The sequence below is a fragment of the Staphylococcus pettenkoferi genome (genome assembly GCF_002902685.1).
GTDB classification, from domain to species: Bacteria; Bacillota; Bacilli; order Staphylococcales; family Staphylococcaceae; genus Staphylococcus; species Staphylococcus pettenkoferi.
Genome location: NZ_PPRN01000041.1, coordinates 1 through 14,594, shown reverse-complemented (window position 1 = coordinate 14,594; position 14,594 = coordinate 1). Strand labels below are relative to the sequence as shown.

At 39.5% G+C, this 14,594-nt stretch carries 11 protein-coding genes; all 11 read left to right on the top strand.

Features of this window, described 5'->3' with window-relative positions:
• Nucleotides 1-1,629, top strand: a 1,629-nt coding sequence (gene rnjB / locus CD126_RS08150) for a ribonuclease J2 (protein ID WP_169931264.1), incomplete at its 5' end; no start/stop codon positions are given.
• Nucleotides 1,630-1,797: 168 nt separating this feature from the next.
• The gene (locus tag CD126_RS08145) at nucleotides 1,798-4,242 is read left to right on the top strand and encodes a DNA translocase FtsK (protein WP_049405459.1); all 2,445 of its coding nucleotides are present in this window, start codon (nucleotides 1,798-1,800) and stop codon (nucleotides 4,240-4,242) included.
• A gap of 425 nt (nucleotides 4,243-4,667) precedes the next feature.
• Nucleotides 4,668-5,945 carry an EF-P 5-aminopentanol modification-associated protein YfmF gene (gene yfmF, locus CD126_RS08140; RefSeq protein ID WP_103370294.1) on the top strand — a complete coding sequence of 426 codons (1,278 nt, stop codon included), beginning with the start codon at nucleotides 4,668-4,670 and terminating at the stop codon, nucleotides 5,943-5,945.
• Complete coding sequence (gene yfmH, locus CD126_RS08135; protein ID WP_049405455.1) at nucleotides 5,945-7,228, top strand: EF-P 5-aminopentanol modification-associated protein YfmH; 1,284 nt, start codon at nucleotides 5,945-5,947, stop codon at nucleotides 7,226-7,228. Before yfmF ends, yfmH begins: the two co-directional genes overlap by 1 nt.
• Nucleotides 7,229-7,933, top strand: a complete 705-nt coding sequence (ymfI, locus tag CD126_RS08130; protein WP_049405453.1) for an elongation factor P 5-aminopentanone reductase — start codon at nucleotides 7,229-7,231, stop codon at nucleotides 7,931-7,933.
• A 146-nt stretch (nucleotides 7,934-8,079) separates the two neighbouring features.
• A complete protein-coding gene (locus CD126_RS08125; RefSeq protein ID WP_049405450.1) occupies nucleotides 8,080-8,922 on the top strand; it encodes a YmfK family protein in 843 nt (280 codons plus the stop codon).
• A gap of 30 nt (nucleotides 8,923-8,952) precedes the next feature.
• Nucleotides 8,953-9,345: a helix-turn-helix domain-containing protein gene (locus CD126_RS08120; RefSeq protein WP_103370293.1), complete on the top strand. Its 393-nt coding sequence runs from the start codon at nucleotides 8,953-8,955 to the stop codon at nucleotides 9,343-9,345.
• A gap of 48 nt (nucleotides 9,346-9,393) precedes the next feature.
• Nucleotides 9,394-9,975: a CDP-diacylglycerol--glycerol-3-phosphate 3-phosphatidyltransferase gene (gene pgsA / locus CD126_RS08115; protein WP_049405448.1), complete on the top strand. Its 582-nt coding sequence runs from the start codon at nucleotides 9,394-9,396 to the stop codon at nucleotides 9,973-9,975.
• A 294-nt stretch (nucleotides 9,976-10,269) separates the two neighbouring features.
• The gene (locus CD126_RS08110) at nucleotides 10,270-11,433 is read left to right on the top strand and encodes a CinA family nicotinamide mononucleotide deamidase-related protein (RefSeq protein WP_103370292.1); all 1,164 of its coding nucleotides are present in this window, start codon (nucleotides 10,270-10,272) and stop codon (nucleotides 11,431-11,433) included.
• A gap of 152 nt (nucleotides 11,434-11,585) precedes the next feature.
• The gene (gene recA / locus CD126_RS08105; protein ID WP_002472399.1) at nucleotides 11,586-12,632 is read left to right on the top strand and encodes a recombinase RecA; all 1,047 of its coding nucleotides are present in this window, start codon (nucleotides 11,586-11,588) and stop codon (nucleotides 12,630-12,632) included.
• A gap of 317 nt (nucleotides 12,633-12,949) precedes the next feature.
• On the top strand, nucleotides 12,950-14,509 hold the full coding sequence (gene rny / locus CD126_RS08100) for a ribonuclease Y (protein ID WP_049410607.1): 1,560 nt from the start codon (nucleotides 12,950-12,952) through the stop codon (nucleotides 14,507-14,509).
• The last annotated feature ends 85 nt before the right edge of the window (nucleotides 14,510-14,594 follow it).

Genomic DNA, 14,594 nt, shown 5'->3' with positions numbered 1-14,594 from the left:
CTCGGCGGTGTGGGTGAAATTGCGAAGAATATGTATATCGTTGAAGTAGACGATGAAATGTTTATGTTGGATGCCGGCCTCATGTTCCCTGAAGACGAAATGCTTGGGGTCGATGTTGTTATTCCCGACATCCAATATGTGATTGAGAATAAACACCGCTTAAAGGGAATCTTCCTCACACATGGACATGAACACGCAATTGGCGCTGCTTCTTACGTCTTAGAACAAGTCGATGCGCCTGTTTATGGTTCACGTCTTACTTTAGCGTTAGTGAAAGAAAGCGTGAAAGCACGTAATATTAATAAGAAGATTCGCTATTACGTCGTTAATGACGAGTCAGTGATGCGCTTCAAGAGCGTCAACGTGACGTTCTTTAACACGACACACAGTATTCCAGATAGCTTAGGCGTATGCATTCATACTTCATACGGCGCTATCGTCTACACAGGTGAATTTAAATTCGATCAAAGTTTACATGGTCATTACGAACCAGATCTTAAACGTATGACAGAAATTGGTGAAGAAGGTGTCTTTGCACTCATCAGTGATTCTGTAGAGGCAGAGAAGCCTGGGTATAATACACCTGAGAACGTGATTGAAAGCCATATGTATGATGCTTTTACGAAAGTGAAAGGACGTCTTATCGTCTCTTGCTACGCCTCAAACTTCGTGCGTATCCAACAAGTGTTAAACATCGCAAGTCGTTTAAATCGTAAAGTGTCATTCTTAGGTCGTTCACTTGAAACGTCATTCAACATTGCGCGTAAAATGGGTTATTTCGATATTCCACGTGATTTACTCATTCCGATTAAAGAAGTTGAGAACTATCCTAAGAACGAAGTTATTATTATTGCGACAGGCATGCAAGGTGAACCTGTTGAAGCTTTAAATCAAATGGCACTTCAACAACACAAGATTATGAATATCGAGAAAGGCGATTCTGTCTTCTTAGCCATCACAGCGTCAGCAAGCATGGAAGTCATCGTCGGTAACACATTAAACGAACTTGCGCGTGCAGGTGCAGAAATCATTCCTAATAACAAGAAGATTCACGCCTCTAGTCACGGTTGCATGGAAGAGCTCAAGATGATGATTAACATGATGAAACCTGAATACTTTATTCCGGTTAACGGTGAGTTTAAAATGCAAATTGCGCACGCGAAATTAGCGAATGAATCAGGTGTTGACCCTGAGAAGATCTTCCTAGTTGAGAAAGGGGACGTCGTCAATTACGACGGTAAAGATATGATACTCAACGAAAAAGTCAACTCAGGTAATGTGCTGATAGATGGTTTAGGCGTAGGTGACGTCGGCAATATCGTTCTGCGCGATAGACATCTATTAGCTGAAGATGGTATCTTTATCGCTGTTGTGACATTGGATTCACGCAACAGACGTATTGCTGCGGGACCTGAAATTCAATCACGTGGTTTCGTCTATGTGAGAGAAAGCGAAGAATTGCTTCAAGAAGCAGAAGAAAAAGTGCGTGAAATTGTAGAACAAGGTCTACAAGAGAAACGAATTGAATGGTCAGATATCAAGCAAAATATGCGCGACCAAATTAGTAAATTATTATTTGAAAGTACGAAACGCCGACCAATGATCATCCCAGTTATTTCTGAAATATAATAAACAATAGAGATAAACAAAGAGGTTGAGACATAATGATTATCAATAACTATACCTATTAGCAATGAGCAGCAAGTCACAGGTTATAGTGTAATCATCGTCTTTACCTCTTTCATCTTACTCTTTACTATTGTTGATAGTAGTGAGAATTAAAGAAGGTGTGAGATTTTGGCTCAGAGTAAGAAGAAGTCAACGAAAAAGAAATCAACCACAACACGTAAGAAACGTTCAAATAAGAAAAAACAAACTGAGAGTCCTTTGCGTTATGTCATTGCTATCATAATCTTCATCTTAGTAGTATTGGGCGTCTTCCAACTCGGAATTATCGGTAAGATGATTGATAGCTTCTTTGATTACTTTTTTGGATGGAGTAGATATTTAACATACATACTTATTCTCCTTTATACGACCGCGATGACGTTCTATAAAGCTATACCGAAGACACGTCCAGCAATTGGCGTTGTGGTCTTGCAGTTTGCGCTATTATTTATTGCGCAAGTGATTTATCATTTTACCCACTCAGTCGCGTCAGAGAGAGAACCCGTTCTATCATATATTTACAAAGCCCATCAACATACGTTCCTACCCAACTTTGGCGGGGGCTTAATCGGTTTCTATCTCCTCAAGTTATTCGTTCCCCTCATTTCAATATTTGGGGTTATCATCATTACATTACTATTGCTCGCTTCAAGTATTATCTTGTTGAGTAAAAGACGTCATCGTGACGTATCGAAAGCCTTACTTGAAGGGATGAAGACGAAGAGTCAATCCGCTTCTGAGAACATGAAAGATCGTCGACAAGCACGTAAGGTTAAAAAAGATGCGAAGGCACGTTTGAAAGCAGAAAAACAAGAACAAGCACGCTTAGAACAAGAGCAGCAAGCACAAGAAGAAGTAACAGATGTGTCTGACCTACCTGAAGTACCGCGAGATAATGAGGCAAGCGACAGTGCGATACCTATCTTCGGACATAGCGATAGAGAACAAGCGCAAGAACAAGATACTAAAGGTAAACGTTTACGTCGCAAGCGTCGTAACGAAGCGCCTGAGCAAGTGGCGAACGCTACTGAAAATAGCGTACCAGAAACTCACTCCCAGGATACGGCAGCTACTTCAAATTCAGCTCAGCAACCAACGACAACAGATTCTGAAGCGGATCAAGACAGTAGTTCAATTTCTGAAGCAGGCGAGGTTGAGAACGAAGCCTACACGATTCCACCACTGTCATTACTTAATCAACCACCGAAACAACAAACAACGTCGAAATCAGAGGTGCAACAGAAAGGACGTTTGCTTGAAAATACGATGAAAAACTTTGGTGTGAATGCGAAAGTGACGCAAATTAAAATTGGACCTGCAGTTACGCAATATGAAATTCAACCCGCACAAGGGGTTAAAGTAAGTAAGATTGTGAACTTACACAACGATATTGCGCTTGCATTAGCAGCGAAAGATGTGCGTATTGAAGCGCCTATACCAGGACGCTCAGCTGTAGGTATTGAAGTACCTAACGATAAGATTTCTCTCGTCACGTTGAAAGAGGTATTAGAAGAGAAATTCCCAGCTCAGAATAAATTAGAAGTTGGATTAGGACGTGATATCTCAGGCGATCCTATTACAGTGCAACTTAATGAAATGCCGCACTTGCTCGTTGCAGGGTCAACAGGAAGCGGTAAGTCCGTCTGTATCAATGGGATTATTACCAGCATTTTACTCAATGCGAAACCACATGAAGTGAAATTGATGTTAATCGATCCTAAGATGGTCGAACTTAACGTTTACAACGGTATTCCGCACTTACTCATCCCTGTAGTGACGAATCCACACAAAGCGTCTCAAGCACTAGACAAGATTGTGGCTGAAATGGAACGTCGCTACGATCTCTTCCAACACAGCTCTACACGTAATATAGAAGGCTATAACCAATATATTCGTCGTCAGAATGAAGAGTTGGATGAGAAACAATCTGAGCTACCGTACATCGTCGTGATTGTCGACGAGTTAGCTGACTTGATGATGGTAGCAGGTAAAGAGGTTGAGAACGCTATTCAACGTATTACTCAAATGGCACGTGCTGCAGGAATACACTTAATTGTGGCTACGCAACGACCTTCTGTCGACGTTATTACTGGTTTGATTAAAAACAACATCCCATCACGAATTGCATTCGCCGTAAGTTCGCAAACCGATTCTCGAACAATACTCGGCAGTGCAGGAGCTGAGAAGTTACTCGGTAAAGGGGACATGTTGTATGAAGCGAGCGGAGGTTCTACAAATACTCGTGTTCAAGGTGCTTTCTTAAGCGATGGCGAAGTACAAGAGGTTGTAAATTACGTCGTTGAACAACAGAAAGCGAATTATGTGAAGGAAATGGAACCTGATGCGCCAGTAGATAAGTCAGAGATGAAGAGTGAGGATAGCTTGTATGATGATGCCTATCAGTTTGTGATTGAAAAGCAAAAAGCGAGTACATCCTTATTACAACGTCAATTCCGTATCGGTTATAACCGTGCGTCACGACTCATGGATGATTTAGAGCGTAACCAAGTCATCGGACCTCAAAAAGGGAGCAAACCACGTCAAATTCTGGTCGACTTTGATGCAGAGGAATAAGGTGACTTATAGTCTGGCTTAGATAAAGATGAAAGACTCAGACTTATATCGTTAAGGTATATAACTTAAGTTTATAAATAGCGGTTCTATTAAACTATAAGAACGCTACTCATATAACATGCGGACTTCCTTGCTGGGGGAGCCACAGTCAATGATTGTTAACGGTGGTTCTCCCAAGGGAAAGTCCTAACTTTAAAATTATACTAATGGATACATAGGCTCACTTATAGTTCATCATCTATGCTTATGAGTTTTATTTTATCCTTATAGGTCTTAAATAACTTTAAGATGGGTATAGCTTGATAGTGTGACTTTTATCATAACACTAAGCACTTAGAGCGAATTTAGAGATATACATAGTTAAAGCAGTTAAATAATCATAATTGTATAAGTATTTAAATATTAAAAGAAAGCGAGGTTTCTGAATGAGAAATCAACAAAATAAAGTACCATTTCGTTTAAAGGTCTTACCTACTCAAAAGTTTAAAACGACAACTATCACTTTGAAATTTATGGCTCCTTTAGATAGCAAAACCATCACGCCACGTACATTACTTAGTAAGATGCTCGTACGCGCGACGAAACGTTGGCCTACAGACAAAGATTTCAACCGTCATTTGTCCCAACTCTATGGCGCACATATACATAGTTTCGTCTCTAAATTTAAAGATCAACATGTGATCACTTTATCTTTAGAGCTTGTGAATGAACGCTACTTAAAAGATGATACACCACTGATAGAAAAAGGCTTCCAATTACTTAAAGAAATCATTTGGAATCCGCTCGTTTCTTCAGAACAATTTGACGCTCAATTTTTAACACAAGAGAAGTCATTGTTGAAGAAAAAATTAGAATCTGTAGTGGATAATAAATCTCAGTATGCATTTTTACAATTACTCAAAAACATGTTTGGAGATCAGGCCTATAGTGAGTTCGCATCTGGTCGTTTAGCTGACGTGGATCAAGTGACACCAGCGTCATTATACGAAACATATCAGTCCATGCTACATAATGATTTCTCCGCAGTTTACGTAGTAGGAAATGTCGAAGAAGCTGATATTGAGAAACAAGTGGCTGAGTATTTCGATCTCAGTAAACACACACTCGATACAACAACGATAGAAAGTCGTGTGCAAGCTGCAGAGAAGTTGCCTAAAGAAATTGTCGAAACGGATGAAGTGGATCAAGCGAAATTAAACCTAGGATTTAAACTCCCAACTCGCTTTGGAGAACAGGATTACTTTGCGCTTATCGTCTTTAATATGATGTTTGGTGGCGACCCATCCTCTGTGTTGTTTAATGAAGTACGTGAGAAACAAAGTCTCGCATACTCCATCCATTCTCAAGTAGATGCAAAGAACGGCTATATGTTCGTGCTTAGCGGTGTGACGGCTGATAAGTATCAGCAAGCGAAAGACACGATCTTACATGAATTCACTCGATTCCAGCAAGGGGAATTCACAGAAGCACAACTCGCTTTAGCGAAGAAAGTCTTAATTTCACAACGTCTTGAAGCGCAAGATCGCCCGAAATCAATCATCGAAATTCTCAACAATAATGTCTTACTTGATGAAGATTTAACACATGACATCTTCGCTCAACAGGTTCAAGCGGTGACGAAAGATGATGTGATTCAACTCGCTCAGAACACGCAAGTTGAGACGATTTACACTTTAACTAAAAGAGAGGAGGACGAGGCATAATGAATCAACGTTATTATGATCAAATTGATGAACAAGTCTATGAATCAACGTTGGATAACGGATTACAGTTATTTATCATTCCAAAACGCGGATTCCAGAAAACGTATGTGACTTATACTACGCGTTTCGGATCTTTAGATTCTCGTTTCAAACCTCATGGTAGTGATGAATACGTCACTGTTCCAGATGGTGTAGCACACTTTTTAGAACATAAGTTATTTGAGAAAGAAGACGAAGACCTTTTTACTCAGTTCGCGGAAGATAATGCGCAAGTTAATGCTTTCACGAGCTTTGATCGCACAAGCTATCTATTCAGTGCTACGGACCATATCGATCGTAATATTTTACGTTTATTAAAAATGGTCGAATCTCCTTATTTTACTCAAGAAACAGTTGAGAAAGAGAAAGGGATTATAGCTGAAGAAATTAAAATGTATCAAGAACAACCCGGCTATAAACTCATGTTTAACACGTTGCGTGGTATGTATCAGCAGCACCCAATCCGTGTCGATATTGCCGGTAGTGTCGACAGTATTTACGACATTACTAAAGATGATTTGTACTTATGTTATGAAACGTTCTATCATCCATCCAATATGGTGCTCTTTATTGTTGGAGATGTAGATGTTGAACATATTGAACAACTCGTAAGTGAGCACGAGTCGAAACGTGAGAAAGAAGCACAACCTGAAATTGTAAGGGCGCCTTTAACAGAACCTGTGGAAGTGAATCAAAGTGAAGTGCGTGAAGCGATGCATCTTCAATCTCCTCGTTTAATGCTTGGCTTTAAACAACAGCCGCTTGATGAGTCGCCGCGTGCTTATGCGAAACGTGATTTAGAAATGACTTTATTCTTTGAGATGGTCTTTGGTGAGGAAACAGAATTCTATCAATCATTGCTGAACGATGAGTTAATCGATGAAACGTTTGGCTATCAATTCATGTTAGAGGATTCTTATTGTTTCTCTCTCGTGACGAGTGCGACTGAACAACCTGACCGTTTGAAAGGACTACTAATTGAAGAATTAAAACGGAGTCAAGGTCAGCTTGAAGATCGTGAAGCCTTTGAACTCTTGAAGAAGCAATTTATTGGGGAATTTATTTCAGGTCTTAACTCTCCTGAATACATAGCGAATCAATATACCAAACTTTATTTTGAAGGCGTATCTTTATTTGAGTTACTTGATATTATTGAAGATATTACACTCGAAAGTATTAACGAGACATCTCAAGCCTATTTAGATTTAGAACAAGTTGTCGATAGCCGTATGGAGTTGAAATAGATGAAAGCGCTAGTGATCGGCGGTTCTGGATCGATTGGCAGTGCGATAGTTACTCGACTATTGAGTGAAGGTTACGAAGTTATCGTGCACTATCATCAATCTGATATCGCTAAGCTTGAAGAGCGGTTTCGCAATCAACCTGTACAGTTTGTCCAATGTGACTTAACACAAACTATCGATATAGCGCAACACTTTGGTTTTATTCAGAATTTAGATTGTTTCATTTATTGTGCTGGAGCGAGTATGTATCAAATGTTGGAAGATACTTCTGATCATGATATTGATGTGAGTTATCAACTTAATGTGAAACAATTGATCAGACTCACTCGTCATTTTCTTCCTCAACTTCGTCAAAGTGAGCAAGGACGTATTATTGTTATGTCCTCTATCTGGGGAGAGACGGGCGCGAGCTTAGAAACTATTTACTCAACGATGAAGAGTGCACAGCTCGGCTTTGTGAAAGCATTAAGTCAAGAACTTGCATTAACTTCTGTAACTGTCAATGCAATCGCACCTGGTTTCGTTAAAGGCAATATGTCAGAGGTGTTCGAAGCGGAAGAGCTCGAGACAATCATTGCTGATCTTCCTCAGCAACGTTTAGTTGAGCCTGAAGAGGTTGCTCATGTTTGTAGTTACTTATGTCATCCTATGGCGAAGAGTATTACGGGGACAGTGCAGAAAGTGAACGGTGCCTGGTATCTTTAAAAGAGGGAAATCGATTGAATTTTATAACCCACACGTCATGGCAAAATGTTATACTACTAATAATATGACAAGTACAAGTTGATGAGAAAGCTAGATTGCTAAGCAGTGTGCTCAATGATCTAGCCTAAATAAAGGGGTGCTTCAGTTTGACAGTAACTACCAAACAAGAATGGTATTTGGAATACGATATTACGATTAACCGACCTGGACTATTAGGTGACGTGTCAAGTTTACTTGGTATGATGGGTATCAATATTGTGACGATTAACGGAATTGAAGAAGGGCGTCGAGGTTTGCTCATTAAGACGGATAATTTGGAAAAGGTAAAACGCTTTGAAAGCATTGTACATGAGATCGATGATATTACAATCACCAAGTTGCGAGAACCCGAACTCCGTGACCGACTGGCTGTGCGTCATGGTCGTTACATAGAGCAGGATGCAACGGACAAGAAAACGTTTCGATTCGAACGTGAAGATCTCGGTTTGCTCGTCGATTTCATGGCAGAATTATTTAAAGAGAATGAGCACAAACTTATCGGTATTAGAGGTATGCCTCGGGTAGGTAAGACGGAATCCATCGTCGCAGCGAGTGTCTGTGCACATAAACGTTGGTTGTTTATCAGTTCTACGCTCATTAAACAAACGGTACGTAGTTCGCTCATTAAAGGTGAGTATGATGCAGACCATGTCTATATTATCGATGGTGCTGTAACCGCGCGTGAATCTAATCAGAAACACCAAGATTTAGTAAAAGAAGTGATGAAACTTCCATCAATCAAAGTGGTAGAACATCCAGATTTATTTGTAGAGACGAGCGAATATGAAATGCGCGACTTTGATTACATCATTGAATTGAGAGAGAATAAAGATCAAGAGATTCAATACGAGGAAATGAAGAAACACACAGTAAAAAGTAAGAATAACTTAAGCTTTGGTAACGATGAGTTTGGAGACGGTTTCGGAGGCGGCTTCGGATTCTTCGAGTAGCTTTACTGTGAGATAAGGAGGCCTTGCGACGTGAATTTGGTTGGACAAGTATTAAAAGGTCGTCGCGAACGTCTAGGTATGACGTTAGCTGAATTAGAACATCAAACACACATTAAACGACAAACCCTAAGAATCATTGAGGATAACAACTTTGAAGCATTAAATAATGCCAATTATGCTGAGGGTTTAATCACGAAATATGCGAATGCGGTTAACTTTGATGCAGAGCAACTTATTGAAGCGCATCGTGAAGAGATTCCGAACTATCAGAACTCAATCAATGCGTCAATTAAAGTATTTAAACAAGAAGAGAAACCCACATATCGCTCTAAGAGTAAAGAAGCATTACAGCTTTTAGTAGTGATATGTGGAATAGTAATAATTACTGCAATTATATGGATATTAGCTGTTTTAATCTTCTAAATTTCCATGTAAACTAGACGTGAACATATACAGAAAAGAGGATGCGTAATGAACTTACCGAATTGGATTACAGTGTTTAGGGTTGTCCTTATTCCTGTATTTCTAGTATTTTTACTTAATGATTTCGGCTTCGGTACAGTATCATTCCTAGGTGGATATGATATTCGTATTGAGATGCTGATCAGTGGACTGATCTTTATCCTTGCGTCGCTAAGTGACTTTGCTGATGGTTACCTTGCACGTAAGTGGAATTTAGTTACCAATATGGGTAAATTCCTTGATCCATTAGCAGATAAATTGCTCGTTGCAAGTGCATTAATCGCTTTAGTTCAAATCGATTTAACTAACTCTGTGGTAGCAATTATTATTATTGCTCGCGAATTTGCAGTCACAGGCTTACGTTTGTTACAAATTGAACAAGGTTTCGTCAGTGCAGCCGGGCAGTTAGGTAAGATTAAGACGGCTGTAACGATGGTAGGTCTTGTATGGATTCTATTGGGTGAACCATTGATTCAATGGTGGCACTTCCCGCTAGGTCAAGTCTTACTCTACATCGGTGTGTTCTTCACTATACTTTCAGGTCTCGAATATTTTTACAAAGGTCGAGACGTTTTCAAAGCGAAACAATAGACTACCTTTTGTTCAGTTAAAAGAACTGACATCATTTAGTCATTAAAGTAAATGTTTTGAATGAATTAAATAGGTAACAGTGATAAAAATAATTTAAACTTATTTATTACAAATAACGAGTTATGAGTATAATTGAGCGGAACATGGAAATCATGAGGATTTCGGTTCCGCTCTTATTACTTTTACGCTTCACAAATAAAAGTTATGATGAGAGAAAGGTTTGTAGTTGAAAGAAAGTGGAATAATATACATTGTTGAAGTTGAATAAACACAATGAACAAAGGAGCTTAAACTGTGAAAATAGGTATTATTGCAGTAGGATCAGAGTTACTCTTAGGTCAAATTAATAATACGAACGGGCAATATTTATCTCAATTATTTAATGAAATTGGGCAAAGTGTCATCGAACATGCTGTGATTGGAGATAATCCTGAACGCCTAGAACGCGTCGTACGAGATATGCTCGAGCGTTATGATACTGTAGTGTTAACAGGTGGACTCGGGCCTACTAAAGATGATTTAACTAAACATACAGTTGCGAAGGTATTGAATAAAGAATTAGTCATTGATTCGCAAGCATTACGTTACATCGAATCATATTTTGAGGAACAACATCAGACGATGACACCGAATAATCGTCAACAAGCACTCGTCATTGAAGGAAGCACCGTACTAGAGAATAAGGAAGGTATGGCTCCAGGTATGCTCATTAAAGATGGAGAGAAACGCGTAGTGATGCTTCCAGGGCCGCCAAAAGAGAATAAACCTATGGCGAGACACGAACTCTTGCCACTATTAATGGATGGAGAGCAAAGCATCTTCTCAGAACAGTTAAAGTTTGCTGGCATTGGAGAGTCTCGAGTTGAAACAGAACTCATCGATTTAATCGATAACCAAACGAATCCAACCATCGCACCTTTGGCTGGTTCACACGAAGTGAAGATACGACTCACTGCAAATGGTGAGAATAAAGCGCAATGTAAACAAGCAATACAACCGGTGAAAGATGAAATACTTTCACGCATCGGTCAATATTACTACGGTTCAGATGAGATTGAACTTGAAGAAGCTGTGATGCAACAACTCAAGGGTACAGTTGCGCTTTACGACGGCGTTACAGATGGTATGCTATACTCACGCTTGAAAGATTACGATGATACACAACAAGTGAAGGGCATGTTGCCTCATTCTGCAAGTTGGATTAAGTCAACAGATGCTATTAATCAACAGTTGTCTGTGAGCGCACGTATCGTTCGCGAGTTATTCGAGTCTGAAATGGGTATTTCTGTACTTTATCGTGAAGGCACGGTTTACCTTGGTATCCTTGCTAACAATGACTTAAAAGTATATGATTTCAAGATGACTCAGAAGCGTAACTTGCTTAAGACACGTACACCTAACTATGTAATGATTCGACTCTTAAATGAGTTGAGATCAGAGGGGACGAACAGTTTTTAAGAAAATATAAGTACGCGTGTTCGATTTTATGATAAAAAGTAGTGAAAATTAGCGAACAAATATTCGCAAATTGCTTGCGAAATTGAATGAGAACATGTATAGTTAAGTTAAGATAAATTTACGAGAAACTACTCGATATAGGAGGTCCAGCATTGGATAATGAACGTCAAAAAGCTCTAGATACAGTTATTAAAAATATGGAAAAGTCTTTCGGTAAAGGCGCAGTTATGAAGCTCGGAGATAATAAAGGACGTAAAGTATCAAGCGTATCAAGTGGTTCAGTCACTTTGGATAATGCGCTTGGTGTAGGTGGCTATCCTAAAGGCCGTATCATCGAAATCTACGGTCCTGAAAGTTCAGGTAAGACGACTGTAGCACTTCATGCCATCGCTGAAGTTCAGAAAAAAGGTGGGGTAGCAGCGTTCATCGACGCAGAGCACGCGTTAGACCCTGTCTATGCTGAAGCATTAGGTGTCGATATCGATAACCTTTACTTGTCACAACCAGACCATGGGGAACAAGGTCTTGAAATTGCAGAAGCATTCGTACGAAGCGGTGCTGTAGAAATGGTTGTTGTCGACTCTGTTGCGGCTCTTACTCCGAAAGCAGAAATTGAAGGCGAAATGGGCGATGCTCACGTCGGTTTACAAGCTCGCTTAATGTCTCAAGCATTACGTAAGCTTTCTGCAGCGATTTCTAAATCAAATACAACTGCAATCTTTATCAACCAAATCCGTGAAAAAGTCGGTGTGATGTTCGGTAACCCTGAAACTACACCAGGTGGACGTGCCTTGAAGTTCTACAGTTCCATTCGTCTTGAAGTTCGCCGTGCAGAGCAGTTGAAACAAGGCCAAGATATCGTTGGTAACCGTACGAAGATTAAAGTTGTGAAGAACAAAGTGGCACCTCCATTCAAAGTGGCAGAAGTAGACATCATGTATGGTCAAGGTATTTCTAAAGAAGGTGAACTTCTTGATCTCGGTGTTGCTAATGACGTGGTAGATAAATCTGGTGCTTGGTATTCTTACAATGGCGAACGTATGGGTCAAGGTAAAGAGAACGTTAAGAACTTCTTGAAAGAAAATCCTGAAATTAGACAAGATATTGATGATAAATTACGTGAAAAACTAGGAATCTTCGATGGCGATGTTAAAGAAGAGGAAGAAGAAGCTCCGTCATCACTTTTCGATGAAGAATAAGCTTGATTAAGAAGCGATAATTAATTGCACACTTATTGAGTATGAACTGTCGGCACTAAGAAAACTGCCGGCAGTTTTCTTATTTTGATGAATCTCATGAAATATTTGATGCTATACATATGAGTTTTAAGAAAACGTTTTACTTTGTAAGTGATGAACCGAAATCTGAAAAGTGATACTTTCTCAGAACACTATGTCGAAACCTTGACACTTATTGATGCAAAAACGTACAATTACATTGTATGATTCTTATATAATTTCATATAATCATATTGAATTTGATATACGACAAAGTCCTAAAAAAAGGAGGTGTTTGTGTGTATTTATTAACCCTCCTACTCATTTTAATAGGCATTATTCTGGGAGTTGTTGTGGGGTATATCATCGCCCGTAATTTGTTGCATCAGAAGCAGATTCAAGCGAAACAAACTGCTGAAGATATCATCAACCAAGCTAACAAAGAAGCTGAGAACATTAAGAAAGAAAAGCTCCTTGAAGCAAAAGAAGAAAATCAAATATTTAAAGATCAAGTTGAAAGCGAACTTCGCGAACGGCGTGGTGATTTACAAAAACAAGAAACCCGACTTCTTCAAAAAGAAGAAAACTTGGAGCGAAAATCTGATCTCTTAGAGAAAAAGGATGAGATTTTAGAGCAAAAAGAATCTGAACTTGAAGAAAAACAACAACAAGTAGATGCAAAAGAGAGTAGTGTTCAAACATTAATAAATAAGCATGAACAAGAATTAGAACGCATCTCTGGTCTCACTCAAGAAGAAGCAGCGAACGAACAACTCCAACGAGTAGAAGATGAATTGTCACATGATATTGCAATACTTGTTAAGGAAAAAGAACGAGAAGCGAAAGAAACAGTAGATAAGCAAGCGAAAGAGTTGTTAGCGACAACAGCTCAAAGAATTGCCGCAGAACACACATCTGAATCCACAGTTTCAGTAGTTAATCTTCCAAACGATGAGATGAAAGGACGTATTATCGGTAGAGAAGGTCGTAATATTCGTACGTTAGAAACGTTAACAGGTATCGATTTAATCATTGATGATACACCTGAAGCAGTCATACTTTCAGGTTTCGATCCTATTCGACGTGAAATTGCACGAATCGCGCTTGTGAACTTAGTTTCAGATGGACGCATCCATCCTGGACGCATCGAAGAAATGGTTGAGAAATCACGTAATGAAGTGGATGACATCATTCGCGATGCTGGTGAACAAGCTACATTCGAAATCAATGTACACAATATGCATCCTGATCTCGTTAAGATACTCGGCCGTTTACAATATCGTACAAGCTACGGTCAGAACGTGCTTAAACACTCTATCGAAGTGGCACATCTCGCTGGAATGTTAGCCGCGGAACTTGGAGAAGATATTACAATCGCTAAACGCGCAGGACTTCTTCACGATGTCGGTAAAGCTATTGACCACGAGGTTGAAGGTAGTCACGTAGAAATTGGTGTAGAACTCGCTAAGAAATATGGCGAGGGTGAAACAGTCATCAATGCAATTCACTCACACCATGGTGATGTTGAACCAACTTCAATTATTTCAATCCTCGTTGCAGCAGCAGATGCTTTATCAGCAGCACGACCTGGTGCGCGTAAAGAAACACTAGAGAATTATATCAGACGTTTAGAACGATTAGAAACGCTTTCAGAAAGTTATGATGGTGTAGAAAAAGCCTTTGCTATCCAAGCTGGTAGAGAAATTCGTGTCATCGTTGCACCTGATGCGATCGATGACTTGAAATCACATCGCTTAGCAAGAGATATTAAGAAACAAATAGAGGATGAATTACAATATCCTGGTCATATAAAAGTGACAGTTGTTCGTGAGACTAGAGCAATTGAATATGCAAAATAATGGCTCCTTGTCAATAACGGTTGGTGAGGGTCAAACGCACTAAGCAACTTTATTATGTTGTTTGGTGCGTTTTTTATATTCACTT